This window comes from Actinoplanes sp. NPDC051411 (assembly GCF_040682075.1).
In the GTDB taxonomy this organism is placed as follows: Bacteria; Actinomycetota; Actinomycetes; order Mycobacteriales; family Micromonosporaceae; genus Actinoplanes.
Genome location: NZ_JBFBAD010000056.1, coordinates 1 through 23,845 on the forward strand (window position 1 = coordinate 1; position 23,845 = coordinate 23,845).

The window sequence follows — 23,845 nt, forward strand, 5'->3', positions numbered from 1 at the left end:
TGCGGGAAATCTTCAACGCGATCCTCTACCTCAACCGCACCGGCATCGCCTGGCGCTACCTGCCCCACGACCTCCCGCCGTGGCAAACGGTCTACTGGTACTTCAAAACCTGGAAAGACGACGGTATCTTCACTGACCTCAATTACGCCCTGAACGGCTTGGTACGCACCAAAACCGGCCGCCAAGCCGAACCATCGGCATCCATCATGGACAGTCAGAGCGTCAAGACCTCCACCAGCGTTCCCATTGCTACGCAAGGCATCGACGCCGGCAAGCGCATCGTGGGCCGCAAACGCGGCATCATCACCGACACCCTCGGCCTGCTGCTCGCCGTCATCGTCACCGCGGCCTCGGTCAGCGACAACACCATCGGCCTTGCGCTGCTCGACCGGGCGACCGCCATCTACCCCACTCTCAGCAAGGCCTGGGTCGACGCGGGATTCCGCAAAAAAGTCGTTGAGCACGGCGCCGCACTCGGCATCGACGTCGAAGTCGTCACCAAAGACCCGCAGGTCAAAGGCTTCTCCGTCATCAAACGACGCTGGGTCGTCGAACGCACCATCGGCTGGCTCATGCAACACCGCCGGCTCGCCCGCGACTACGAAACCCTCCCGGAAACCTCCGCCACCATGATCCGCATCGCGATGATCGACAACCTCACCCGACGAGCCACCGACGAAACCACCCCAACTGGCGAGACACCTAAACCGCCATAACGTACAAAGTACGTGAATCAGACGCCCTCTCTCAGGCCGGCTTCGACACGATGCGGAAGACCGGGAAGCCGGGTGCCGCCGCCTCGATGTCGGCGGTGGGGGAGTCGGCCTTCAGCCCGTCGAAGAAGGCGCCCGTCTCCCACGCCCACTTGCGCAGGTAGAGGCGGATCAGCGGCTCCTTGTCGGCGTCCGGGATCTCGACCGGGGTGAAACGTTCGACCCGGCGGCCCAGGCGCAACTCGCCCTCGCCGGCGGCCCGCAGGTTGCGGACCCATTCCGTGTGGCCGCGGGGCGCGAGCAGGTATTGCGAACCCTCGTAGCTGAACATGTTGATGATCGTGGTGCGTGTCTGCCCGCTTTTGCGGCCGCGCACCGCCAGCACGCGGCTGCCGAGCAGGCTGATGCCGCGGGCGGTGAGCCACTTGGTGACGGCGTTGAAGATCTCGGCGGTGCGGTCCGGGGCGAGATAGCGCATGACGACTCCTAGTGATCCCAAGCGAGAGCAGTGCTCTCTGTCGGGTTCAGTGAACACCGACCGGCGTTCCGAGTCAAGAGCAGTGCTCTCTCTTTAGAACGGCTTGCCCCAGAGGTAGCCCTGGCCGTAGGTCGCGCCCAGCGACGCCAGCGTCTCCCGTTCGGCCTCGGTCTCGACGCCCTCGGCGATCAGGGCCGCCCCGATCTCGTGCGCGAAGCCGACCAACGAGCGGGCCAGCGCCCGCCGCACCGGGTCGCCCTGGATGCCCCGGACCAGCGAGATGTCGAGCTTGATGGTGTCGGGCCGCAGCTGCAGGATGTGGCTCAGGCTGGCGAACCCGGCGCCCGCGTCGTCGACCACGATGTTGATGCCGGCCCGGCGCAGCGGCTGCAGGTCGGCGTTGAGCTGCTGGTAGTCGGCGATCGGCGTGTGCTCGGTGATCTCCACCCCGAGGTTGCAGTCGGAGTGCTGCAGCAGCAGCTCCTGAGTGCGCGGGTCGGCGACCGCGGACGCCGACAGGTTGAGCCCGAGCCAGATGCCGGGCGGCAGGGTGTCGAGCTTGCCGAGCGCCGTCGACAGGGCGAGCAGCTCGAGTTCGAGGCCGAGACCGCACGCCTCGGCGGCCGCGAACGCGCGGTCGGGCGTCGCGAACACCGCCGGGTCGAACCGGGCCAGCGCCTCGTAGGCCACGGTGACGCCGTCCTTGAGGCGTACGACCGGCTGCACCACCGACCGGACCGCGCCGGTGGCGAGGGTGTGCCGCACCGCGGTCTCGTTGCGGGTCGCTTCCTGGCGGGCCTGCGCGGCCGGGCTGCCCAGGTGCTCGGCGATCAGGTCGGCGACGAGCCCGAGCGGCCGCAGCGCACTCGCGTCGAGCGACAGGTCGGGCAGCAGGCCGGCGCAGCCCACCATGCCGTCGAGGTCGAGCAGCGGAACGCCGGCGAACCAGCCGAGCCCGAGATGGCGGGCATCGGGGACGACGGCCGGAAGCGCGGACTGCGGGGGAGGCTCGACGGGGCCCCCGGAGACGACGACCTGGTCGCCGAAGACGAGCCAGGCCACGTCGGCCCCGAGGTGTTTGCACGCCAGCGCCAGCAGCCGGTCGAGCTGGGGATCAGGCCCCGATCTCTGCACCATGAGCGCCTGGCCGGCCTCCGCAACCGCAATGGTCCCCATCTGCGCCTCCCCTGTTCCCCGTTTAGGTCAGGTCTTGGATCGACAGCCGGAGGCGTTTGTTGAGTGCCGAGGATACCCGGATTCCCGCCGGGCGCCGCCCGTTGTGCACGGGAAACCCGGGTGTTACCGTCCCGTCATTCGAATCAGTTCGACAAATCGGGGGTGCGGGCGGTGGTCACGATCGGCGACGTCGCCAAGCACGCCGGCGTCTCCCGCAGCACCGTTTCCTACGTGCTGAGCGGCAACCGCTCGATCTCGCCCGAGACCATCAAAAAGGTCGAGCTGAGCATCGAGGAGCTGAAGTTCACGCCGCACGCCGGCGCGCGATCGATCCGAACCCGCCGCACCGGCGTCATCGCGATGGCCCTTCCGCTGGTCTACGGCCCCCACAACCAGGTGCAGATGCCCTATGTCTGGGCGGCGATGGGCGCCGCCCAGAAGGCCGGCTACAAGCTGCTCATGCTGACCGACGACGACGGCGAGGCCGCCATCCGGCACGTCGTCACCAGCGCCATGGTCGACGGCGTCATGGTGATGGAGGTGCAGGAGCGTGACCCGCGCGTGGAGTTGCTGAGCGAGCTCAAGTGCCCGGCGGTGCTGGTCGGCACGCCGGCCGACGCGCGGAACCTGCCGGTCGTCGACTTCGACTTCACCGCCGCCGGCCGGCTCTGCGCCGAGCATCTCCTGAAGAACGGGCACACCAGCGTGGGCTATCTCGGTCACCCCCGGCGGGCGTTCCAGCTCCGTTCGGGGTACGCGATACACGCGCGCGACGCCGCGCTGAGCACTCTGCGCGCGGGCGGAGCCAAGGCGAGCTGGGCGTCGTGCGACGGCACCGCGGCCGGGGTCGCCAAGGCCCTCGCCAGGCTGGGCGACGACATCACCGGGCTCGTCGTCTACAACGAGCGCGCCCTCGGCCGCCCGCTGCCGGACCATCTCGAGGTGGTGGCGATCTGCCCGCCCGAGGAGCTGGAGCGGCGCGTGGTGCCGCTCACCGCCGTCCCGTTGCCGGCCGAGGATCTGGCCCGCACCGCCGTCGACCGCCTGGTCGATCTCATCACCGGCCGGCCCGGCCCGGCCGTCACCATCCTCCCGCCCCGCCTCGTCGAAGGCTGACCCCGACCTCACCCCACCCGTCCCCAGCACGCGCGCATCGTCGAATCAGTTCGACAACCGAGGAGCCCCGGATGAAACCCCTTCTTGCCCTGGCCGCCACGGCCTGCCTGCTCGCCGGAGTCGCCGCCTGCGGCAACGACAGCAAGGCGGACGACGCGGCCCCGACGACCCTGACCGAGATGGACTACTACGAGGCCGCCCCGCAGAACACCGAGCTGCCGAAGATCCTGGACGCGTGCGGGCGGCAGGCCGGCGTCACCGTCCAGCACCAGCAGGTGCCGCGCGACCAGTTCATGCCCAAGCTGCTCCAGCAGGCGGGCGCCCGCAAACTGCCCGATCTGGCACTCATCGACAACCCCGACCTGCAGCAGTTCGCCACCAGCGGCGCGCTGGTCGCGCTCGACGGCGCCGGCCTGAGCACCGAGGGCCTCTATCCGTCGATCGTGGACGCCGGCCGGTACCAGGGCAAGGTCTACGGCATCGCGCCCGGCGTCAACGGCCTGGCCCTCTACTACAACAAGGACCTGTTCGCCGCGGCCGGTGTGCAACCGCCGACGACCTGGCCCGAGCTGACCGCCGCGGCCGCGAAGCTCACCCACGGCAAGCAGTACGGCATCGCGTTCTCGGCCGTCGGCACCGAGGAGGGCAGCTTCCAGTTCGAGCCCTTCTTCTGGACCGCGGGCGCCGATCTGAAGCAGCTCGACTCGCCGCCGGCCGTGCGGGCGCTCAGCCTGGTCACCGGTTTCGTGAAGAGCGGGCAGGCCAGCAAGTCGGTCGTCAACTGGACCCAGGCCGACGTCAACGACCAGTTCGTCGCCGGCAACGCGGCCATGATGGTGAACGGCCCGTGGCAGCTTCCGGTGCTGACCGGGAAGAAGGCCCTGCACTTCGGCATCGTCCCGATCCCCGGCCCGACCGTGAACGACAAGCCGGTCACCCCGCTCGGCGGCGAGGTGTGGACGGTCGGGCACAGCAGCCCGGCCCGCGAGGCCAAGGCGGTCGAGGTGCTCAAGTGCCTGCTGAGCGGCGAGAAGAGCCTGCAGTGGTCGAAGGCGGCGGGCTACCTGTCGAGCAACGTCGAAACGGCGGCGCAGCAGGGCCGGGACGACCCGAACCTGGCCGCGTTCGTCGCCGAGCTGGGAACCGCGCGGGCGCGCACGGCCGAGCTGGGCACGGCGTACCCCAAGGTGAGTGCGGCGCTGTACACCGCGCTGCAATCGTCGCTGGCCGGCGGCACACCTCCGGGGGAGGCTCTGGCCAAGGCCCAGCAGGACGCTTCCTGACCATGACCTCGACGTTGTCCCGGCCCCGGGCGACGCGCCGACCGGCCCCGCCGCCCGCGCGGCGGCGGCGCCGGTCCGGTTGGGTCGCGCTGGGATTCACCGGCCCGCTCTGGCTGTACGTGGCGGCCTTCTACGTCTATCCGCTCGTCACCAACGTGCGGATGAGCTTCCTCGACTACTCGGTCTCGAGCTTCTACACCGGGCTGGCGCCGTTCGTCGGGCTCGACAACTACCGGTCGGTGTTCGCCGACTCGCACATGACCCGCACTGTGCTCAACACCGCCGGTTTCACCGCCGGGTCGCTGGCCTTCCAGTTCACCATCGGGCTAGCCCTGGCCGTGTTCTTCCACCGGCACTTCCCGCTCGCCGGGGTGCTCCGGGCGCTCCTGCTCGTGCCCTGGCTCCTCCCGCTGGTCGTCTCCGGCACGGCCTGGCGCTGGATTCTCGACACCGACAACGGCGTGCTCAACCAGACCCTGCTCGCGCTGCACCTCACCCACACCGCGACGCCGTGGCTGGCCAGCACCCGGATGGCCCTGATCGCGGTCACGCTGGTCAACATCTGGGTCGGCATCCCGTTCAACATGGTGATCCTCTACGGCGGGCTGCAGGCGATCCCGGAACAGCTCTACGAGGCCGCGTCGCTCGACGGGGCGACGCGATGGCAGCAGTTCCGCCGCATCACGTGGCCGATGCTGCGGCCGGTCACCGCGATCGTGCTGACGCTGGGGCTGATCTACACGATCAAGGTGTTCGACGTGATCATGGTGTTGACCCAGGGCGGCCCGGCCGGCTCGTCGCAGACCCTGACCACGTGGTCCTATCAACTGTCCTTCCACGACCTGACGTTCGGCCGGGGTGCCGCGGTCGGCAACCTGCTCATCGTCGTCGCGGTCGTCTTCGCGTTCGCCTATCTGCGCGGGCTGCGGAGGTCACGATGAGAGGCTGGATCCGCACGGGTGCCGGCCTGGTCGTCACGGCCGTCCTGTTGTTCTCGCTCTACTGGATGCTCAACGCCTCGGTGCTGCCCAGCGACGAGCTGATCAGCCGCACGCCCACGTGGCTACCGGTCCACGGCAGCCTGGCCGGCTATCGCCACGCACTGTCCACTCAGGGCGGTCACCTTCTGGTCAGCCTGCTCGTGTCGAGCGGGACCGTGGTGCTGACGCTGCTGATCGCGCTGCCCGCGGCGTACGGAATGGCGCAGCTGCACGCGCCGGGCCGGCGCGTGCTGATGTTCGCCCTTCTGGTCGCCCAGATGATCCCGGGCATCGTGATGGCCGACGCGTTCTTCCAGATGGCCGACAGGCTCGGCCTGATCGACAATCCCCTCGCTCTGATCCTGGCCGACTCGACGCTGTGCGTGCCGTTCGCGACGCTGACCCTGCAGGCGTTCCTCCGCGAGATCCCGGCCGAGCTGAGCGAGGCGGCGTGGGTCGACGGGGCTTCGCCGCTGCGCGTGCTCCGGTCGGTGATCCTGCCGCTGAGCCGCAATTCGCTCATCACCGCCGGGCTGTTCTCGTTTCTGTTCGCCTGGGCCGATTTCCTGTTCGGCGTGACGCTGACGACGAGCGACTCCCATGCCCCCGTGACGGTCGGCATCTACCGGTTCATCGGCGCCCATCTGAGCGACTGGAACAGCGTGATGGCCACCGGCGTGATCGCCGCCCTGCCCGCCGCCCTGCTGCTGGTCATCGCCCAGCGCTATGTCGCCGCCGGAATCACCGGCGGCGCCGTGAAGGACTGAGGTTCATTCCCTTGCCCAACCCTTTCCACCAGAACGACGACCAGCTGATCTGGCGCTCCGGGCACGAGGTGCTCGCCGTCGAGCCGTGGGGTGCCGGCAGCGTCCGCGTCCGCGCCGGCCGGCATTCGATCCAGGCCGGCCTTCCCGGCGCCCTGCTCGAATCGCCCGCGCCGGACCCCGGCGTCCAGATCAAGATCGGACCGGAGGGCGCGGTCCTGACGACCGGGTCACTGCGGATTTCCGTACGCGGGGACGGCCTGCTCACGGCCTCGCGCGCGGACACCGGGGCGGAACTGCTGAGCGAGGAGCCGGCCCACTTCTGGTGGCCGCCGGCCCGGCTGCTCGACGACGGCCGGCTGGAACAGCGGTTCGCCGCCTACCCCGGCGAGCGGCTGTACGGACTGGGTCAGCACGGGCACGGACGGTTCGACCAGAAGGGGATGGTGCTCGAACTCCAGCAGCGCAACGGCGAGGTGACGATCCCGTTCGTGGTGTCGTCGCGGGGCTACGGTCTGCTGTGGAACAACCCGGCGGTCGGGCGCGTCGAGCTCGCGGTCAACGGCACCCGCTGGGTCGCCGACCGGGCGCGGCAGATCGACTACTGGCTGACCGCCGCCGACACCCCCGCCGAGATCCTGCGGCGTTACGCCGCCGCGACCGGGTTCGCGCCGGCGCTGCCCGCGTGGGCGTCCGGCTTCTGGCAGAGCAAACTCCGCTACCGCGACCAGGAGGAACTGCTGGCGGTCGCGCGCGAGCATCACCGGCGCGGCCTGCCGCTGTCGGTCATCGTCGTGGACTACCTGCACTGGAAGGAGATCGGCGACTGGTCGTTCGACCCGGTCGCGTGGCCCGACCCGGCCGCGATGGTCGCCGAGCTGCGGGCGCTCGGCGTCGAGCCGGCCGTGTCGGTGTGGCCGTCGGTCAGCCCGGCCTCGCCGAACTTCGCGCCGATGTCGGCCGCGGGCCACCTGATCGGTACCGCGCAGGGCGTCGAGCTGCACGCCTCCTGGCCCGATTCCGACGGCGTTCCGGAGGGAGTCGCCTTCTACGACGCCACGTCGCCCGAGGCGCGTGACTACCTGGCCCGGCGGCTCCACGAGGGCTACGGGCGGCACGGGATCCGGTCCTTCTGGCTCGACGCGTGCGAGCCCGAGATGCGGCCGGGGCATCCGCGGAACCTCAGCTACTTCGCCGGGCCCGGAAGCGAGGTCGCGAACCTCTATCCGCGCGAGCACGCCCGGGGCGTCTTCGAGCACTCGGCGGGCGACGTCGCGAACCTGGTGCGGTCGGCGTGGGCCGGATCCCAGCGCTACGGCGTGGTTCTCTGGTCGGGCGACATCCCGGCCACTTTCCCCGCCCTGGCCGCCTCGGTGCGGTCCGGGCTGAACGTGGCGATGAGCGGCATTCCGTGGTGGACGACGGACATCGGCGGCTTCCACGGTGGCGACCCGGGCGATGACGACTATCGCGAACTGGTGGTGCGCTGGTTCCAGTTCGGCGCGTTCTGCCCGGTGTTCCGGCTGCACGGGCACCGCGAGCCGCGGACCGAGCGGGGCTTCATCGGCTCGGAGGGCGGACCGAACGAGGTCTGGTCGTTCGGCGACGAGGCGTACGCGGCCATCACCGCGGTCATGCGGCTGCGGGAGCGGCTTCGGCCGTACCTCCACGCGGCGCTCGCCGCCGCCCCCGGCCTTCCCCTGATGAGGCCTCTGCTCCTCGAGTTTCCCGGCGACCCCGCGGCGTGGGAGATCGAGGACCAGTTCCTCTTCGGACCCGATCTGCTCGTCGCGCCGGTGCTCGAGGCCGGCGCGCGGGAACGCCGGGTCTATCTGCCGTCCGGAGCGACGTGGACGCACGCCGCCACCGGGGAGAGGTTCGACGGCGGGTCGTCCACGACCGTCGCCGCGCCGCTCGATGCCGTCCCCCTGTTCCTGCGCGACGGCGCGGACCTGCCCCTTTTCCCCGAGGAGCTCCCATGTTCAGATCCCTGCTGACCCTGATCCTCGCGGTCGTCCCGGCCGCCGCCGTCCCGGCCGCCGGACCGGCCGTGACCGTCAACCTCGCCGCACTAGGAAGCGCCCCGAACCGGGCCGGTGCCGGCTTCCTCTACGGCCTGAGCCAGGACGGGTCCGCGCCCGCCGACGCGCTGATGCAGCCGTTGCGGCCCACGCTGTTCCGCGGTGGCGGCGCGCGGATCGCCGGGCACGGCTGGCTCGGCGACGGCTACGCGGCCGGGAACGGCTACCGCGTCCGCGTCGACTCGGCTCTCGGCCAGGCCCGCCGGGTCACCGCGGCGCCCTACAACGCGACCTACCACCTGCTCGTCTCCGACGTCTGGGGAGCCGACACCGAGCAGCCCGACAGCACGGTCTACCCGTGCGACAACGGCGACTGCACCAACTGGCAGAACTTCCTGCGCCAGCTGGTCAACGACGTCCGGGCCTCCGGGGTGAGGGTCAGTTACGACATCTGGAACGAGCCCGACGGCACCGGCTTCTGGAAGCGTGGCGTCAACAGCGCCCAGTACTTCCAGATGTGGGACACCGCGGTCCGCACGATCCGCTCGATCGACCCGGGCGCGCCGGTCGTCGGACCGTCCTACAGCGGCTACAACGGCACGTGGCTGACCCAGTTCGTCGCCCACACCCGCGACAACGGCACCCTGCCGACCGTCCTCAACTGGCATTTCGGCACCGATCCGGCGGCCGACGCGGCCGACGCGGCCCGCATCCAGCGCGACGCCGGCGTCGGCCCGCTGCCGATGACCATCAACGAGTACCTCTTCTCGGACCAGCAGAACCCGGCCGACCTGGCCTGGTATCTGGGCCGGCTCAGTGTCTCCACGGTCACCGCGGCCGCCCACGCCATCTGGTCCGACTGCTGCACCGCCGGCACCCTCGACACGGTCCTGACCGCCGGCCCGAACCCCCAGCCGACCGGGGAGTGGTGGACCTACCAGGCGTACGCCGCCCTGACCGGGCGCCTCGCGGCCGTGACCTCCAGCGACCCGGCCACCTTCGGGGTCGCCGCCCTCGACTCGTCGCGGGCGGGCGTGCTGCTCGGCACCAGCACGGCCCAGACCGGCCCGGCCACGGTGACCGTCAACGGCATCCCGGCCGCGCTCACCTCGGGCGGCAAGGTCTGGGTCTCGGTCCAGCGCCTCACCACGGCGTCCCCGGTCACGGTCGGCAACAGCCAGCTGACGGTATCGGGCGGGACGGTCACCGTCGGAGTGGACCGGGTCGCCGGGACCGACGCGTACTCGCTGGTGCTGAGCCCGCAGAAGCAGACGCCTCCGGGTTCCGGCCAGCCGGTGACGATCGACGGTCCGGGCTTCACCTACAACGGGACCTGGGGCCAGGCCAACGGCATCCCGGACATGTTCGGCGGCACCGCCAACTGGAGCACGACACCCGGCTCGACCGCGGTCCTGCACTTCACCGGCACGTCGGTCGCGCTCCACGCGGTGAAGGACGCCGACCAGGGCATCCTGGCCGTCCACGTCGACAACGCGGCCGAGACGGCGGTCGACGACTACTCGGCCACCCGCAACGCGTCCGGCACGGTCTGGAGCAGCGGCACCCTGCCGGCCGGCGACCACACCCTGACCGTTCGCGTGACCGGCAACCGCAACCCGTCCAGCGCGGGCACGGTGGTGGCCCTCGACTACGCCGTCGTGACCGGCTGAACGGCCCGGCGCCCGCGGGCGACCGCGGGCGCCGGAATCAGCAGCAGTGCCGGTAGCATCGCCACACCCGCCAACAGGAACGTCCCGCCGTAGCCGATCGACGTGACCGTCAGCCCGGCCACGAAGGCGCCGGCCGCCATCCCGAGGTCGTAGGCGATGTTCCAGACCGCGCTGACCGTGTCCTCGCAGCCGGCCGGGGCCTCGGCGTACATCAGGGCGAGCGTCGTGTTCTGCAGGACGCCGAAGCCGGCCCCGAACAGCAGCGCGCCCCCGACGACGGCCGCCGTGGAATCCGTGAGGGCCAGGGCGGCCATGCCCGCGGCGCTCAGGACCAGGCCGGGAGCGAGCAGGCGGCGCAGGCCGTGCCGGTCGCCGAGGCGGCCGGCGATCCACCGGGTGACGGTCGCGGCGGCCGGCTGCACCAGCAGAGCGAGAGCGACGGTCCAGCCGGGCCTTCCGGCGCCGGCCAGCGGGAGGTACGTGACGAGCACGCCGACAGCCGCGGTCGAGGTCGCGAACAGGGCCGCCGGACGGTTCAGCGACGGTTGGCGCAGCCCGGCCAGGATCCCGGCCGATTCCGGGGCGACCGCGGCGCGCGTGGGCAGGGCCGGCACCGAGACCAGCGCGAGCAGGGTGGCGACCGTGGTGACCACGAAGACCGGCGAGAACCCCCAGCGCTGCGCCGCCCACACCCCGGCCGGCAGCGCCAGCAGCCCCGAGACGCCGCTCACCAGGCCGACGAAGGCCAGCCCTTCGCCGCGCCGGTCGGGCGGGATCAACGTGGCGGTCAGGGCCCCGCCGGCGACCGTGCAGATCGCGAAGCCGAGGCCGCGCACGACCGACACGGCCAGGATCAGCGCCGGATCCGGCCCGAGGAGCAGGAGCAGGGTCGGCAGGCCGAGCAGGGTCAGCCCGATCGTCAGCGCCCACCGGTAGCCGGCGCGGGCGACCAGCCGGGGCGTACCGAGTTCGCCGGCGACCGTGGCCACCAGCAGGGCGACCGTGGCCGAGCCGGCCGACCGCTCGTTGAAGAGCGGGACCACCGACAGCGGCAGGTAGAAGCCGATGGCCCCGCCCAGGATCGACACCGAGCGGACCAGGAGCGGACGCGAGACGAAGCTGCTCATGCGTACGACGCTAGGGCCCGACCAGCCCACTGGTAAGGTCCAGTTTCATGCCCGTCGAGTGGGCCGGTTCGGGGCCCGAACTGCTCGTGACGATCGACCGCGCGAGCGGGGCCGGCCTGCGCGCGCAGCTGGAGGAGCAACTGCGTACGGCGATCCGCGCCGGCCGACTGGCCGGCGGCGAGCCGTTGCCCTCCTCCCGCGTGCTCGCCCGGACCCTGGGCCTGTCCCGCGGCCTGGTCCAGGACTGCTACGCCCAGCTGCAGGCCGAGGGCTACCTCACCAGCCGGGCCGGCTCGGCGACCCGGGTCGCGGCGACCGCCTCCCGCGGCCCCGGCACGCCGCCGCCGAAGCCGGGCCGGACGACGGGACACGCGATCGCCGACTTCGCCCACGGCGTGCCCGACCTCGGACTGGTGCCCCGCGACGACTGGGCCTGGGCGGTCCGCGAGGCCTGCCGGTCAGCGCCCGACAGCGCGTTCGGCTACGGCGAACCGGCCGGTGCGCGCCCGCTCCGCGAGGTGCTGGCGGCCTATCTCGGCCGGGTGCGGGCGGCCGCCGTGACGCCCGACGACCTGATCGTCTGCTCGGGAATGCAGCAGTCCCTCAACCTCGTGCTCGCCACAGTGGACGCTTCGCCGGTCGCCTTCGAGAACCCGGGCCCGGGCCTGCCCGCGCGCCGGGGCATTCCGGTCCCGGTCGACGAGGAAGGCCTCGACGTCGAGGCCTTGCGGCGCACCGGAGCCCGCGCCGTGCTGGTCACCCCGGCCCACCAGTGGCCGACCGGCGTCGTCCTCAGCGGCCCGCGGCGCCGGCAACTCATCGCCTGGGCCCGCGAGTGCGACGGCATCATCATCGAGGACGACTACGACGCCGAATTCCGTTACGACCGCGACCCGGTCGGCTCGCTGCAGGGCCTCGCCCCCGACCACGTGGTCTCGCTCGGCACGGTCAGCAAGTCACTCGCGCCCGCGCTGCGGCTCGGCTGGATCGTCGTCCCACCGCGCCTGTTCGAGCCGCTCGCCCGGGCCAAATGGCTCGCCGACCGCGGCAGCCCCGGCATCGACCAGCTGGCCCTGGCCACGCTGATCGAATCCGGACGCTACGACCGCCACCTGCGGCGGGTGCGTTCCGAGTACGCCGCCCGCCGCGAAACCCTCGTCGGCGCCCTGACCCGGCACGCCCCGCACCTCGCCGTCACCGGCCTGGCCGCCGGCTTCCACGCCGTGCTCCACCTGCCGCCCGGCACCACGGAGGACCAGGTGGTCTCGTCCGCGGTCGCCCGCGGGGTCGGCCTCTACGGCATGGCCGGCCTCTGCGCCCGACCCGCCCCGCCGCGGCTCATCCTCGGCTTCGGCAACACCCCGCGCGGCCGCATCGAGCCCGGCATCGCCGCCATCGCCGACCTGCTCGGGGCTCTTGGCAAAACGTGATCCACATCCCTGTTCGTGAACACTGTCCGGGTGACCGCGTCCTCCTCAGTAGACACAGCACCACTTGCTGAGGAGAGAAGACAGCGATGGAAAAGAACCTCCAGCGGCGTACCGTGCTCGCCGCGATGGCCGGCGGAACCGTCGCCGCCGCGACCGGCGGCGGACCGGCCCTGGCCGCACCGGCCGCCACCGCGCCCGAGAGGTTGAAGGGTTACACGCTGCCGCTCAGCGCGCGCGGCGTGGCCAACCTGGCCGGCAAGCCGCCGTGGAACTACGTCGGCGACGCGGTCGGCGCCGAGTTCTGGACCCGCCCGGACGCCGCCGCGGCCTCCCTGCCGACCGGCCTCGACCCCGACCCGGCCAACCCGGGCCACGGGTACGCCGTCTTCATCGACTGGCAGTTCGCGGCCACCGCCGACGACTACCTGGACCCGCCGTTCAGCCAGTACTCCGAGTTCCTGCTGCTGATGGACGCCCAGTGGCAGGGCACCCCGGTCGCCTGGTGCCCGTTCATCTGGGTCGACAACGACGCCTCGCTGGCCCGCGGCTGGGTGCAGGGCTTCCCGAAGAAGATGGGCCAGATCAAGCAGACCCGCGCGTTCGCGGTCGACAGCCTGGCCGGCCCGGTCGTCGGCAAGGGCGGCAAATTCGCCGCGACCATGTCGGCCGGCGGCCGCCGCCTCGCCGAAACCACGGTCACCCTCGACCACACCGCCGACCGGCTGCCCGCCCTGACCCGGCCGATCGTCAACCTGCGGCACTTCCCGCAGCTGGCGCTGGCCGGCCAGGACAACCCGCCGGTCCACGAGCTGACGATGTCGGTGCTCGACAACCTGAAAATGGCCAACACCTGGGTCGGCACCGGCGACCTGCACTTCTTCCCGGCCCCGCGCGAGGAACTGGCCGACCTCGGCCCGACCCGGGTCGGCGTCGGCTTCCGCGGCTCCCTCTCCTACACGGTCAACGACCTGAAGATCCTCTGACCGGACCTACCTGGGGGCGACCCCCGTTGCGGTGGGCGCGCCGGGCGGTCCGGTCGCGGTGGAGAGGGCTCCTCCACCGCGGCCGGGTCGCCCTTTCGTGTCCGATTCCGAAGAAACTCCCAGGTGAAGCCCAGTCTGCGGCGAGTTCGGCCAGTCAGACTGCCTCTCATGGTCGGGGAGTCCGGGGGTCGTCGGCGGCTGCTGCGGGCAGGCGCGGGGGCCGTGATGGCGTTCGGTCTGGTCGCCTACACCGAGATGTACGCGGCGACCGCCGGCGCGTCGTCGAAGGCGAAGGCGCCGGTCACGGTAGCGGTCGACCGAGGCGCCGTGACAACCGCTGTCGGCACGGTCGGCTCGGTCGAACCGGCCGACACCCGTAGCCTCTCCTTCACCGTCTCGAGCACGGTGACCAGCATCTCGGTCCGGCCCGGCGACACGGTTCAGGCCGGGCAGACGCTGGCCGAGGTCGGCCGCACCGCCGCCGCCAAAACGGTCACCGAGGATCAAAAAGCCGCGGATGTCGCCGACCAGCAGCTGACCGACGCCCGCGAGAATCCCGCCGGCACGCCATCCGCCGGCTCCGGCTCCGCCGCCGGAGGGAAAACGGCGGCTGCGGCTACCGTATGCGTCTCGCCCTCGCCGCCCTTGCGGACGGCCAGCCCGACCCACTCGCCGAGCCCGACGCAGTCTCCGAGCCGGTCCACGATCCCGACGCCGTCCCCGACCCAGAGCGGTTCGCCGAGCGTGAGCGGTTCGCCGAGCGTGAGCGGTTCGCCGAGCGTGAGCGGTTCGCCGAGCGTGAGCGGTTCGCCGAGCGTGAGCGGTTCGCCGAGCCTGAGCGAATCACCCAGCGCTACGCCCTCGCCCGGCGGGACCCTCTCAGCCGGCGCAACCCCAACCCCGAGCGAGTCAGCCCGCCCGACTCCGAGCCCCAGCGAGTCAAACAGGCCGACACTGTCGCCCAACCTCAGCCGGACCGCCAAGCCGACTCCTACGGCGACGGCGTCAAAGCCGGCCGCTAACCCCACCACTACGCCGCCCGGCCGGACCGGGGACGGACGCGGCGGCGCCTGCGTCGGTGGCAGCACAGGCAGTGACGGCACAGGCGGCGGAGCAGGCAGCGGCGGCGGGACAGGCAGCGGCGGCGGGACAGGCAGCGGCGGCGGGACAGGCAGCGGCGGCACGGGCAGCGCCACCGGGTTCAGCGGCGGCGGGGCGGGTGGCAGCGCGAGCGGAGACCAGGGCGGCGGTGCGGACCGGATTCTGTCGGCTCAGCAGCGGGTCATCTCGGCCGACACCGCGCTCGAGGACGCCGAGGACGCCCTCGCCGGCGCCACCCTGACCGCGCCGATCGCCGGGAAGATTCTGAGCGTCGGCGGGACGGTCGGCAGCCCGGTCGACGCCGGTTCGGCCTTCATCACGCTGGCCGATACCGGTGACATGCGGATCGAGGCCGACTTCCCGGAGGCCGACGCCGACCACCTCGCGGTCGGGCAGTCCGCGACCGTCGCCCTTCCGGCCCAGGACGGTTCGACCTTCGACGCGACCGTCGTGCAGGTCGACCCGACCGGCACCAGCGACGGCACGCTGGTCCGGTTCGGGGTGGTGCTGACCTTCGCCGATCCGCCCGCGGGCCTGCTGGTCGGGCAGAGCGCCACGGTCACCGTCACCACCGGCTCGAAGTCCGGCGTGCTCCGGGTGCCGAGCACGTCGGTTCACGACGTGGCCGGCACCACCGGCACCGTTCTGCGGAACGGCGTGAGGACCACGGTCGGCGTCGGGCTGCGGGGCGACCAGTACACCGAGATCACCGGTGGCCTGGCCGCGGGCGATCAGGTTGCCCGCAGCTGGTGAGCCAGCAGTTCGACCAGGTGGGTGCCGGGGACGCCGGCCAGGTCGGACGACTGGGTGCGGCAGGAGAACCCGTCGGCCAGGAAGATGTCGTCCGGGGCCGCGTCGCGCAGGGCCGGCAGCAGCTGCTGTTCGGCCACCTGCACCGACACCTCGTAGTGGCCCTTTTCGACGCCGAAGTTGCCGGCCAGCCCGCAGCAGCCGCCCAGCCGCTTCACGGTCGCGCCGGTCGACTTGAGCAGCGCCGCGTCGGCCTCCCAGCCCATCACCGCGTGGTGGTGGCAGTGCGGCTGGGCGATCACGCTGAGGCCGGCGAGCGAGGGCGGCTGCCAGTCCGGTGTCGCCGCCAGCAGCTCGGCCACGGTTTTGACGGAAGCCGCGATCAGCCGGGCGTCGTCGTTGTCGAGCAGTTCCACGATGTCCGAGCGCAACACGCCCGTGCAGGACGGCTCCAGGCCGACGATCGGCACCCCGGTGGCGGCCGCCGAGCGCAACTCAGCCGCCGTCCCGGACAGGATCCGGCGGGCCGCCGTGAGCTGGCCGGTGCTGATCCAGGTGAGCCCGCAGCAGGCCGACTCCGAGGTGATCGTCGGCGCGTAGCCGGCCGAGCGCAGGACGGTCACGGCCGCCTCGGCGACCGACGGCGAGAAGTGGTTGGTGAAGCTGTCGACGAACAGCACCACTGGCTTGCCCGACGAGACCACGGGCTGGGCGGCGAACCAGCTGCGGAAGGTCCGGGCGGCGAACGCGGGCACGGACCGCCGCGAGTCGACCCCGGCCGCCCACAACGCCAACCCGCGGATGCCGGGCAGGCGGGTCATCCGGTTGGCCAGCCGCGGCATCCGGGACGCGATCCGCGACCACCGCGGGAGGCGACCCAGCGAGTAGTGCGACCGGGGTCGCAGCCGGCCCTTGTACGACTGGTGCAGCACCTCGGACTTGTAGGCCGCCATGTCGATGCCGGTCGGGCAGTCCGACGCGCAGCCCTTGCAGGACAGGCACAGGTCGAGCGCGTCGTGCACGGCCGGGGAGCGCCACGACGGGGCCAGGTCGCCGTCGAGCATCTCCTGCAGGGCCCGGGCGCGGCCGCGGGTCGAGTCCTTCTCGTCCCTGGTGGCCAGGTAGGACGGGCACATCACGTTGGTCGTGCCGGCGTGCGACGCCCGGCACTTGCCGACGCCGGTGCACCGGTGCACGGCCTGGGAAAAATCGCCGTGGTCACTGTGATAGGCCAGGGCCAGCTTTTCGCGTACGGGCCGGGACTGCGCGACCCGGATGTTGGCGTCGAGCGGATCGGGGTCGACGAGGTTTCCCGGGTTGAGCAGGTTGGACGGATCGAACGCGCCCTTGATCTGACGGAACAGATCGATGGCGGCGGGGGAGTACATCTTGGGCAGCAGTTCGCTGCGGGCCCGCCCGTCGCCGTGCTCGCCCGACAGTGAGCCGCCGTAGCCGACCACGAGGTCGGCCGCGTCGGAGAGGAACGAGCGGAACGCCGCCGGGCCGCCGGGCTGGTCGAGTGGGAAGTCGAGGCGTACGTGAAGGCAGCCGTCACCGAGATGGCCGTAAGGCATCGCGGTGAGCCCGTGCCGGTCGACCAGCTGGTCGAAGTCGCGCAGATAGGCGCCGATCCTCGCCGGCGGCACCGCCGAGTCTTCCCAGCCGGCGTGGGCCGGCTTCCCGGAGGGGGCCCGTCCGGCCAGCCCGGCGCCGTCCTCGCGGATGCGCCACAGCGGGGCCGCCGCGGCCGGGTCCTCGACGATCATCGAGTCGACCGCCTCGGCCGCCTTGACCAGCGCCGAGGCCTGCGAGCGGACCAGGTCGAGGTCGTCGCCGGCCAGTTCCACCATCAGCCAGGCGGTGCCGCCGGGCAGCGGCGGCACGGCGCCGGGCCCGCGCCGGGAGCGGACGATGTCGCAGATGCGGGAGTCGATGCCCTCGCAGGCGGTGGGGGAGAACTCGAGGATCGCCGGGATGATGTCACCGGCGGTGCCGAAGTCGGGGTAGCCGAGCACGATCAGCACCCGGTGGGCCGGGTCGGCGACCAGCCGCACCGTGGCCTCGGTGAGGACGGCGAGGGTGCCTTCGCTGCCGACCAGGAACTTCGTCAGGTCGAAGCCCCGCTCGGGGAGCAGGTGTTCGACCGCGTAGCCGGAGACCTGGCGCCCGAAGCGGGCGAACTCGGTGCGGGCGACGGCCAGGTTGGCGCCGATGATGTCGCGCAGAGCGGGCATGTCGTCCGGGAGGCGCTCGCCGGAGGCCAGGAACCCGGCCAGATCGAGCACGTTGTCGACGGTCCGGCCGTAGCCCAGGGTGCGGGCGCCGCAGGAGTTGTTGCCGATCATGCCGCCGATCGTGCAGCGGGTGTGGGTCGACGGGTCGGGGCCGAAGCGCAGCCCGTGCGGCTTGGCCGCCGCCTGCAGGGTCGCCTGGACGGTGCCTGCCTGCACCCGCGCCGACTTCGACGTCGCGTCGATGGACAGCACCCGGTTCATGTGCCGGCTGAAGTCGATCACGACACCCGGGCCGATGGCGTTGCCGGCGATCGACGTGCCGGCGCCGCGGGCCGTGATCGGCACGCCCAGCTCGCGGCAGACCGCGAGCGTCGCCGCGACCTCGTCGTCGGCGCGCGGCCGGACGATCGCGCGGGGCACCACCCGGTAGAGGGAGGCGTCGCTCGCGTAGGCGGACCGGTGGGCGTCGTCGACGAGGACGTCGCCGACGCCCGCCTTGCGCAGCCGGGTGGTCAGGTCGGTGTCAGTCATGTCCCGCGATCTGTTCCTGAGCTAGTTGGGCAGCAGCCCATCCTAGATCTCAGGTCCGGCGCAGGACCGAGACGACCTTCCCGAGGACCACTGCGTGGTCACCGTCGATGTTCCCGTACGCCGGGTTGCGCGGCTCGAGCACCACGTGGCCCCGGGTGCGGCGGAAGACCTTCACGGTCGCCTCGTCGTCGATCATGGCGGCCACGATGTCGCCGTTGTACGCCTCGGGCTGCTGCTTGACCACGACGATGTCCCCGTCGCAGATCGCCGCGTCGATCATCGAGTCACCGCGTACGCGCAGGCAGAACAGGGTGCCCTTGCCGACCAGGTCGCGCGGCAGCTGGAGCGTCTCGTCGGAGGTCTGCTCGGCCAGGATCGGCGCGCCGGCCGCGATGTCGCCGAGCAGCGGCACGCCCACGGTGTCCGGCGGGGGTGGCGCCTCGTCGACCGACAGGAACATCCGCACGTCGACCGGCCGGGTGGTGCGAGGGCCGCGGCGCAGGAAGCCGAGATCCTCGAGCACCCGCAGATGGCGTCCGATCGAGGAGGCCGAGGCGAGGCCCAGCTCGTCGGCGATCTCCCGGGTGGACGGTGAGTAACCGAAGCGGACCGCCCACTTGTGGATCACCGACAGGACCTGCCGCTGGCGTTCGGTGAGCCTCGACGTATCAAGATCGGAATCCATCTGCACCCGGGAATCCTGCCTGATCATGGCCGTTGGGCGAAATCGGCACGCCGAACGCGGCCAGAAGGTCCCACCCCCGGGGGTCGAGCCGGTAACGGACCGTACGCCCGCTGCGCACCCCGGCGATCGTCCCGGCCGACCGCAGCCCGGCCAGGTGGGCGCTGACCGTGCCGAGCGAGACGCCGAGGATCCGGGCCAGTTCGGTGCTGGTCGCGGGCACCCGGAGTTCGAGCAGCACCCGGGCCCGCCCGGCGCCGACCAGCCGCGCGAGGTCGGCGCCGGCCGCCGGGTCGACCTCGGCCGCCCGGCCCCGGGCCGGATAGGTCATCGCGAACCGGGGCGGCGGGAACTCGCACGTCCAGGTGCCGGTGCCCTCGGTGTGGGGCGCGAAGACGATGCCGTCGTCGATGATCCGGTCGGGGTGGCCGGGACGGCCGAACGAGATGACGTCGTCGGTCGCCCACGACGTGTTCTTGGCGATCGTGGCGACGACCGCGCGCCACCCTCCGGCGGCCAGCAGTTCGGTGCGGTAGGCGATGTCACGCTCGATGATCGCCCGGCGGCGCGGCCAGTCCGGGCGGACGAAACGTTCCCAGGCGTCTGCGAGGTCCCCGGCGATCCGGGGCGCGAGCGAATCATCCTGAACCCAGGACGTCTCCGGGCGTTCACCCCAGGACGCGTCGACCGCGAGGCGCACCGAATCGCGTACGTCCGCATCGCTGAACCCGGCAACCAGCGCGAGTTCATCGGTGAGCCTGGTTCTCATGCCGCCGTCCGGCGGCACCGCGAGGGGGTCGGGCAGGTATTTCGTGCGGGCCGACAGGTCGAAGAGGCCGCGCCGCAGGGGTGACCGGTCGCGCCAGCGCCGGAAGCGCGGATCCGCCCGGCGTTCGAGATCGAGCAGCGTGCCCACCGTCTCGGCGAGCGGCGACACCGCGAACCGGCAGCGCGTCAGCGCCCGCGCGCTGAGCCTCAGCAGAGTCACCTTGCGACTGTAGGCGCAAGGTTTTGCGCTTTTGCGGGCCGGCCGGAAGCTGCCTGATGTGCCACCCTTCCGCCTCTTCTTCGCCGGCCGCCTGATCTCGCTCCTGGGCAGCGCCATGACCCCGGTCGCGCTCGCCTTCGCCGTCCTCGACGCGTCCCGCCGGCCGACCGACCTCGGTGTCGTGCTGGCCGGCCAGATCGTCCCCCAGCTGATGTTTCTGCTGGTCGGGGGAGTGGCGGCGGACCGGTTCCCGCGCCGCGTCGTGCTGCTCGGCTCGCACCTCGGCGCCGGCGTCACCCAGGCCGCGGTGGCCACCGTGATCGTCACCGGCCACTACCACCTCGCCCTGGTGGCCGCCCTCGCGGCCGGAAACGGCGTCGCCGAGGCGTTCGCGTCGCCCGCCCTGCGCGGCATCCTGCCCGACCTGGTGCCGCCCGAGTCGGTCCAGCGGGCGAACGCGATGCTCGCGGCCGCCCGCAACGCCTGCCGGATCGCCGGGCCGACCGTGTCCGGGCTGCTGGTCGTCACGATCGGGGCGGGCTGGTCCATCGCGCTCGACGCGGCGTCGTTCTTCGTCGCCGCGGCGCTGCTGGCCCGGCTGCGGGTCGGCTCGGTCGTCGTCGGCCGCGTCGATTCCAGGGGCGGTTTTCGGGACGGCTGGGCGGTCTTCCGCGGCCTGCCCTGGCTGGCCGCCGGCGCGATCTCGTTCGGGATGCTCAACCTGGTCAACGTCGGCCCGTGGAACATCCTCGGCCCGGCCCTGACGCAGGCCCGCAGCGGCGAGGCGGCCTGGGGCGTCGTGCTCAGCGTGCGGGCGGCCGGCCTGCTGGTGATGAGCGCGCTGCTCTACCGGCTCACGTTCCGGCACCCGCTGCGGGCCGGCTCACTGTTCGGGGTCGTGGCCGCGCTGCCGCTGCTCGCGCTCGGGCTGGGCGCCTCGCTGCCGGTGCTGCTGGCGGCGGTGTTCGTCGGGGCGCTCGGCTTCACGCTCACCGACATCACCTGGGAGACCACACTCCAGACCCACGTGCCCCGGGAAGCGCTGTCACGGGTCGCCAGCATCGACGACCTCATCTCGTACGCCGCGATCCCGCTCGGCCAGTTGCTCACCGGCCCGTTCGCGGCCCTGGTCGGCGCGCGGCGGGTCGCCCTGATTTCGGGCATCGGCTACGCGGTCTCGAAACTCGCCCCGCTGAGCCTGCGGGCGGTCCGCGACCTGGGCCCGGCCGGTGCTGCGGGCCCGGCCGGTGCTCCCGGCCCGGTCACGAAATCGGAATCTGTTTCGTCCTGACCACATGACTCAGTTGCGTATCGCGGTGGCCGGTGGAACCGGCTGGATCGGCCGGCTGGTGGTCGCGGCCGCCCACGACGCCGGCCACGACGCCGTCGTGCTCGCCCGCTCGACCGGCGTCGACCTGATCACCGGCCGTGGGCTGGCCGAGGCGCTGCGCGGCGCCGACGTCGTGATCGACGTGGCCAACCTCAACTCCAACCGCGGGGCCAAGGCGACGGCGTTCTTCGAGACCGCCACCCGCAACCTGCTCGCGGCCGAGGCGGAGGCCGGCGTCGGGCACCACGTGATCCTGTCGATCGTCGCGGTCGACCGGGTCGCCGTCGGTTACTACGAGGCCAAACGCCACCAGGAGGAGGTCGCGCTGGCCGGCCCGGTCCCGGTGTCGATCCTGCGGGCGACCCAGTTCTTCGAATTCGCGGTGCAGATGACCGACCACGCGGTCGGCCCGTTCGTACCCGCGCCGCGCCTGCTCACCCAGCCGGTCTCGGCCCGCGAGGTGGCGGCCGAGCTGGTGCGGATCGCGGCCGGACCACCGCAGGGCGACAAAATCGAGCAGATGGCCGGCCCCGAGGAACTGCGCCTCGACAAACTCGTCCGGCAGGTCATCAAAACCCGCGGCCTGCGCCGCATCGCGGTCCCGCTCCGCTTCCCGGGCAAGGCCGGCCGCGAGCAGGCGAACGGCGGCCTGCTGCCGCGCGGCGAGGTCCTCATCGGCAAAATCCCGTACGCCGAGTGGCTGTCCTCACCGGACGGCCACGCCACCGCTCCCTAGGTAGCGTCCGCACCATGCCGCGACCGCCCCGCCCGACAGTCCTCGAAGGCCGCCACGTACGTCTCGAGCCCCTGGCCGAATCTCATGTGCCCGCCCTGTTCGCCGCCGGCGGCCGAGACGACGAGGTCTGGCGCTGGCTGAGCGCACCCACCCCGCACACCGAAGCGGACCTACGCGAGATCGTGTCCCGACGCCTCAAGGACGTCGACGACGAGAAGCGAGTCGCGTTCGCCGTGCTGGCCCGCGCCGAGGGGACAGCGATAGGTACCACGAATCTGCACAGCTGGCACCACGCCGACGGCCGCATAGAGATCGGAGGCACGTGGTTCGGCCGAAAATGGTGGCGCACCGCGGCGAACACCGAAACAAAACTCCTGACCATGACCTACGCCTTCGAAACGCTCGGCTACGCGGCCATCGCCTGGCGCATCCACCCGGACAACCTCCGCTCCCAGGAGGCAATCACCCGCGTCGGCGCCACCCTGACCGGCCGCGAGCCAGGCTTGCTGGTGTACTCAATGCCCCGAACGGAGTGGCCGGCAACGAAGGCACGCCTGTCCGGACGCCTGGCGAGGGCCTAGGCAGGTTCCCCGCATCCGCTCCTCAACGGCGGTCCACCCATCGCGCACACGGCCGGTGACGGCTCACCCGCCCGTCGTCTTCGCCTGCCCTACTCGTTCGCGGCCTCCCCTCCCCACGAAGCGAGCCTGCCCGCACGCGTTCTTCTATGCACGTTTCTGCCGTCAGCACCCATCAAACGGCCTCACTCTGGAGTCTTCGTGTCTCCCCGGACAACGACGCCGTTCTCGCCCAGCCCCACCGCCGCCTGCGCTGCAAGATCGATTGCCGTCGCAACACCGAAATAGAGCCGCACCCTCACCTGCTTGATGACAAATTTTGCAATTCCTCCAGGCCAAATGGGAATCCATTGCCGCGACGATTTCTGAAGGCGCAGTGTTGCATATTCGGTAACCGTTGCGGTCTGGACCGAGGTCCGTCCCGCCCACCATGCCCCGCAGGTGAGGTCTGACCGATCCCGGCCGGCCAGAGCGCCCAGGGTGGGTGGTGCTGCCAGGGTGGGTGGTGTTGCAGGGTGGGTGATGTTGCAGGGTGGGTGATGCTGCCAGGGTGGGGGTGCTGCCAGGGTGGGGGGTGCTGCAGGGTGGGGGTGCTGCCAGGGCGGACGGTGGCGCCCGGTCGCCGGTCGGCGCTGACCGGATCGCTTGGCTGAGCCGGCATGGCCGGCCGAGAGGACTTGCCTGACCTGACCGGCGGGGCCGGCTCGATCGGCGGAGACATCCGGTCCAAGGCGCTGCGCGGCCTGACCGCAGGTTAGGGCCGACCGCCCCGCCGTGATCGGCCTGGCCGACCTGGCTGGGTACCGCCTTATCTGCCCGCTCGCTGTGTTCGACCTGATCAGCGGGGTCGGCACCGCCGGCCGGATCGGCACGTCCAGTAGAGGCCGACCGCTCAGCGGGGGTGGACCGCTCAGCGGGGGTGGAGCGCTGAGTGGGGGTGGAGCGCTGAGTGGGGGTGGAGCGCTGAGTGGGGGTGGAGCGCTCAGCGGAGGTGGACTGGTCAGCGGGGACGGACCGGTCAGCGGAGGCTGCCTGGTCAGCGCGGGCCGTCTGGTCGACAGGCTCGGATTGACCAGGGAGTACGTTCTGGTCGGCGGATGCGGCGGTTCCGGTAGGAGCGGTCTCATCGGCCGGATCGGCCGGATCGGCCCGGTTGGCCTTGTCGGCCCGGTTG

The 23,845-nt window shown here is 71.8% G+C and carries 22 protein-coding genes; 14 read left to right on the top strand and 8 right to left on the bottom strand.

From position 1 onward, the window contains the following. The coding region (locus AB0M88_RS28180) for an IS5 family transposase (RefSeq protein ID WP_364107371.1) at nucleotides 1–716 on the top strand (716 nt) is incomplete at its 5' end. 31 nt (nucleotides 717–747) lie between these two features. Here the strand turns inward: AB0M88_RS28180 and AB0M88_RS28185 are convergent. Then, nucleotides 748–1,191, bottom strand: coding sequence for a nitroreductase family deazaflavin-dependent oxidoreductase (locus AB0M88_RS28185; RefSeq protein ID WP_364107373.1), 444 nt, complete (start codon nucleotides 1,189–1,191; stop codon nucleotides 748–750). 93 nt (nucleotides 1,192–1,284) lie between these two features. After that, nucleotides 1,285–2,367, bottom strand: a complete 1,083-nt coding sequence (locus AB0M88_RS28190) for an EAL domain-containing protein (protein WP_364107375.1) — start codon at nucleotides 2,365–2,367, stop codon at nucleotides 1,285–1,287. 171 nt (nucleotides 2,368–2,538) lie between these two features. Here AB0M88_RS28190 and AB0M88_RS28195 point away from each other — a divergent pair, with 171 nt between their 5' ends. The 6 genes from AB0M88_RS28195 (at nucleotide 2,539) to AB0M88_RS28220 (ending at nucleotide 10,201) form a co-directional block, all read left to right on the top strand. Continuing rightward, nucleotides 2,539–3,483 (top strand): LacI family DNA-binding transcriptional regulator, encoded by a 945-nt coding sequence (locus AB0M88_RS28195; RefSeq protein ID WP_364107377.1) that lies wholly within the window; start codon nucleotides 2,539–2,541, stop codon nucleotides 3,481–3,483. 71 nt (nucleotides 3,484–3,554) lie between these two features. After that, nucleotides 3,555–4,766, top strand: a complete 1,212-nt coding sequence (locus AB0M88_RS28200) for an extracellular solute-binding protein (protein ID WP_364107379.1) — start codon at nucleotides 3,555–3,557, stop codon at nucleotides 4,764–4,766. A gap of 2 nt (nucleotides 4,767–4,768) precedes the next feature. After that, nucleotides 4,769–5,707 (top strand): sugar ABC transporter permease, encoded by a 939-nt coding sequence (locus AB0M88_RS28205; protein ID WP_364107381.1) that lies wholly within the window; start codon nucleotides 4,769–4,771, stop codon nucleotides 5,705–5,707. Next, on the top strand, nucleotides 5,704–6,513 hold the full coding sequence (locus tag AB0M88_RS28210; protein ID WP_364107383.1) for a carbohydrate ABC transporter permease: 810 nt from the start codon (nucleotides 5,704–5,706) through the stop codon (nucleotides 6,511–6,513). Before AB0M88_RS28205 ends, AB0M88_RS28210 begins: the two co-directional genes overlap by 4 nt. An 11-nt stretch (nucleotides 6,514–6,524) precedes the next feature. Next, on the top strand, nucleotides 6,525–8,507 hold the full coding sequence (locus tag AB0M88_RS28215) for a TIM-barrel domain-containing protein (protein ID WP_364107385.1): 1,983 nt from the start codon (nucleotides 6,525–6,527) through the stop codon (nucleotides 8,505–8,507). Next, a complete protein-coding gene (locus tag AB0M88_RS28220) occupies nucleotides 8,489–10,201 on the top strand; it encodes a hypothetical protein (RefSeq protein WP_364107387.1) in 1,713 nt (570 codons plus the stop codon). The genes AB0M88_RS28215 and AB0M88_RS28220 overlap by 19 nt, the downstream gene beginning before the upstream one ends. Here AB0M88_RS28220 and AB0M88_RS28225 read toward each other — a convergent pair. After that, nucleotides 10,180–11,328 (bottom strand): MFS transporter, encoded by a 1,149-nt coding sequence (locus AB0M88_RS28225; protein WP_364107389.1) that lies wholly within the window; start codon nucleotides 11,326–11,328, stop codon nucleotides 10,180–10,182. The genes AB0M88_RS28220 and AB0M88_RS28225 overlap by 22 nt on opposite strands. 47 nt (nucleotides 11,329–11,375) lie before the next feature. On the opposite strand from AB0M88_RS28225, the gene AB0M88_RS28230 reads away from it, so the two are divergent. Together AB0M88_RS28230 and AB0M88_RS28235 are read left to right on the top strand one after the other, a co-directional pair. Beyond that, nucleotides 11,376–12,758, top strand: a complete 1,383-nt coding sequence (locus AB0M88_RS28230; RefSeq protein ID WP_364107392.1) for a PLP-dependent aminotransferase family protein — start codon at nucleotides 11,376–11,378, stop codon at nucleotides 12,756–12,758. A gap of 86 nt (nucleotides 12,759–12,844) precedes the next feature. Beyond that, complete coding sequence (locus tag AB0M88_RS28235; RefSeq protein ID WP_364107394.1) at nucleotides 12,845–13,741, top strand: acetoacetate decarboxylase family protein; 897 nt, start codon at nucleotides 12,845–12,847, stop codon at nucleotides 13,739–13,741. Nucleotides 13,742–13,986: 245 nt separating this feature from the next. Here AB0M88_RS28235 and AB0M88_RS28240 read toward each other — a convergent pair whose 3' ends face one another. Then, a complete protein-coding gene (locus tag AB0M88_RS28240) occupies nucleotides 13,987–14,145 on the bottom strand; it encodes a hypothetical protein (RefSeq protein ID WP_364107497.1) in 159 nt (52 codons plus the stop codon). 219 nt (nucleotides 14,146–14,364) lie between these two features. On the opposite strand from AB0M88_RS28240, the gene AB0M88_RS28245 reads away from it, so the two are divergent. Continuing rightward, a complete protein-coding gene (locus AB0M88_RS28245) occupies nucleotides 14,365–14,763 on the top strand; it encodes a hypothetical protein (RefSeq protein WP_364107500.1) in 399 nt (132 codons plus the stop codon). A 249-nt stretch (nucleotides 14,764–15,012) separates the two neighbouring features. Here AB0M88_RS28245 and AB0M88_RS28250 read toward each other — a convergent pair whose 3' ends face one another. Further along, complete coding sequence (locus AB0M88_RS28250; protein WP_364107502.1) at nucleotides 15,013–15,159, bottom strand: hypothetical protein; 147 nt, start codon at nucleotides 15,157–15,159, stop codon at nucleotides 15,013–15,015. On the opposite strand from AB0M88_RS28250, the gene AB0M88_RS28255 reads away from it, so the two are divergent. Further along, a complete protein-coding gene (locus AB0M88_RS28255) occupies nucleotides 15,092–15,595 on the top strand; it encodes an HlyD family efflux transporter periplasmic adaptor subunit (protein WP_364107491.1) in 504 nt (167 codons plus the stop codon). The two genes, AB0M88_RS28250 and AB0M88_RS28255, sit on opposite strands and share 68 nt — an antisense overlap. Here the strand turns inward: AB0M88_RS28255 and AB0M88_RS28260 are convergent. The 3 genes from AB0M88_RS28260 to AB0M88_RS28270 are packed head-to-tail and all read right to left on the bottom strand — an operon-like array spanning nucleotide 15,574 to nucleotide 20,027. Further along, nucleotides 15,574–18,357 (bottom strand): FAD-linked oxidase C-terminal domain-containing protein, encoded by a 2,784-nt coding sequence (locus AB0M88_RS28260; RefSeq protein WP_364107396.1) that lies wholly within the window; start codon nucleotides 18,355–18,357, stop codon nucleotides 15,574–15,576. The genes AB0M88_RS28255 and AB0M88_RS28260 overlap by 22 nt on opposite strands. Nucleotides 18,358–18,406: 49 nt before the next feature. Further along, nucleotides 18,407–19,042 carry a transcriptional repressor LexA gene (gene lexA, locus AB0M88_RS28265; RefSeq protein ID WP_364107493.1) on the bottom strand — a complete coding sequence of 212 codons (636 nt, stop codon included), beginning with the start codon at nucleotides 19,040–19,042 and terminating at the stop codon, nucleotides 18,407–18,409. Then, nucleotides 19,026–20,027: a helix-turn-helix domain-containing protein gene (locus AB0M88_RS28270; RefSeq protein WP_364107398.1), complete on the bottom strand. Its 1,002-nt coding sequence runs from the start codon at nucleotides 20,025–20,027 to the stop codon at nucleotides 19,026–19,028. The genes lexA and AB0M88_RS28270 overlap by 17 nt, the downstream gene beginning before the upstream one ends. Nucleotides 20,028–20,085: 58 nt before the next feature. Between AB0M88_RS28270 and AB0M88_RS28275 the strand changes: the two genes are divergently transcribed. From AB0M88_RS28275 to AB0M88_RS28285, 3 genes are read left to right on the top strand one after another with little or no spacing between them, the layout of a single operon-like run. Next, nucleotides 20,086–21,318: an MFS transporter gene (locus AB0M88_RS28275; RefSeq protein ID WP_364107400.1), complete on the top strand. Its 1,233-nt coding sequence runs from the start codon at nucleotides 20,086–20,088 to the stop codon at nucleotides 21,316–21,318. A gap of 4 nt (nucleotides 21,319–21,322) precedes the next feature. After that, on the top strand, nucleotides 21,323–22,093 hold the full coding sequence (locus AB0M88_RS28280; RefSeq protein ID WP_364107402.1) for an NAD-dependent epimerase/dehydratase family protein: 771 nt from the start codon (nucleotides 21,323–21,325) through the stop codon (nucleotides 22,091–22,093). Between the two features lie 14 nt (nucleotides 22,094–22,107). Further along, nucleotides 22,108–22,674, top strand: a complete 567-nt coding sequence (locus AB0M88_RS28285; protein ID WP_364107404.1) for a GNAT family N-acetyltransferase — start codon at nucleotides 22,108–22,110, stop codon at nucleotides 22,672–22,674. The last annotated feature ends 1,171 nt before the right edge of the window (nucleotides 22,675–23,845 follow it).

Excerpts from the sequence above, each read along its gene's own strand:
- AB0M88_RS28185 (WP_364107373.1), bottom strand. The coding sequence starts at position 1,191 with ATGCGCTATCTCGCCCCGGACCGCACCGCCGAGATCTTCAACGCCGTC.
- AB0M88_RS28190 (WP_364107375.1), bottom strand. The coding sequence starts at position 2,367 with ATGGGGACCATTGCGGTTGCGGAGGCCGGCCAGGCGCTCATGGTGCAG.
- AB0M88_RS28200 (WP_364107379.1), top strand. The coding sequence starts at position 3,555 with ATGAAACCCCTTCTTGCCCTGGCCGCCACGGCCTGCCTGCTCGCCGGA.
- AB0M88_RS28205 (WP_364107381.1), top strand. The coding sequence starts at position 4,769 with ATGACCTCGACGTTGTCCCGGCCCCGGGCGACGCGCCGACCGGCCCCG.
- AB0M88_RS28210 (WP_364107383.1), top strand. The coding sequence starts at position 5,704 with ATGAGAGGCTGGATCCGCACGGGTGCCGGCCTGGTCGTCACGGCCGTC.
- AB0M88_RS28220 (WP_364107387.1), top strand. The coding sequence starts at position 8,489 with ATGTTCAGATCCCTGCTGACCCTGATCCTCGCGGTCGTCCCGGCCGCC.
- AB0M88_RS28225 (WP_364107389.1), bottom strand. The coding sequence starts at position 11,328 with ATGAGCAGCTTCGTCTCGCGTCCGCTCCTGGTCCGCTCGGTGTCGATC.
- AB0M88_RS28230 (WP_364107392.1), top strand. The coding sequence starts at position 11,376 with ATGCCCGTCGAGTGGGCCGGTTCGGGGCCCGAACTGCTCGTGACGATC.
- AB0M88_RS28235 (WP_364107394.1), top strand. The coding sequence starts at position 12,845 with ATGGAAAAGAACCTCCAGCGGCGTACCGTGCTCGCCGCGATGGCCGGC.
- AB0M88_RS28245 (WP_364107500.1), top strand. The coding sequence starts at position 14,365 with ATGCGTCTCGCCCTCGCCGCCCTTGCGGACGGCCAGCCCGACCCACTC.
- AB0M88_RS28250 (WP_364107502.1), bottom strand. The coding sequence starts at position 15,159 with ATGAAGGCCGAACCGGCGTCGACCGGGCTGCCGACCGTCCCGCCGACG.
- AB0M88_RS28260 (WP_364107396.1), bottom strand. The coding sequence starts at position 18,357 with ATGACTGACACCGACCTGACCACCCGGCTGCGCAAGGCGGGCGTCGGC.
- lexA (WP_364107493.1), bottom strand. The coding sequence starts at position 19,042 with ATGGATTCCGATCTTGATACGTCGAGGCTCACCGAACGCCAGCGGCAG.
- AB0M88_RS28280 (WP_364107402.1), top strand. The coding sequence starts at position 21,323 with ATGACTCAGTTGCGTATCGCGGTGGCCGGTGGAACCGGCTGGATCGGC.
- AB0M88_RS28285 (WP_364107404.1), top strand. The coding sequence starts at position 22,108 with ATGCCGCGACCGCCCCGCCCGACAGTCCTCGAAGGCCGCCACGTACGT.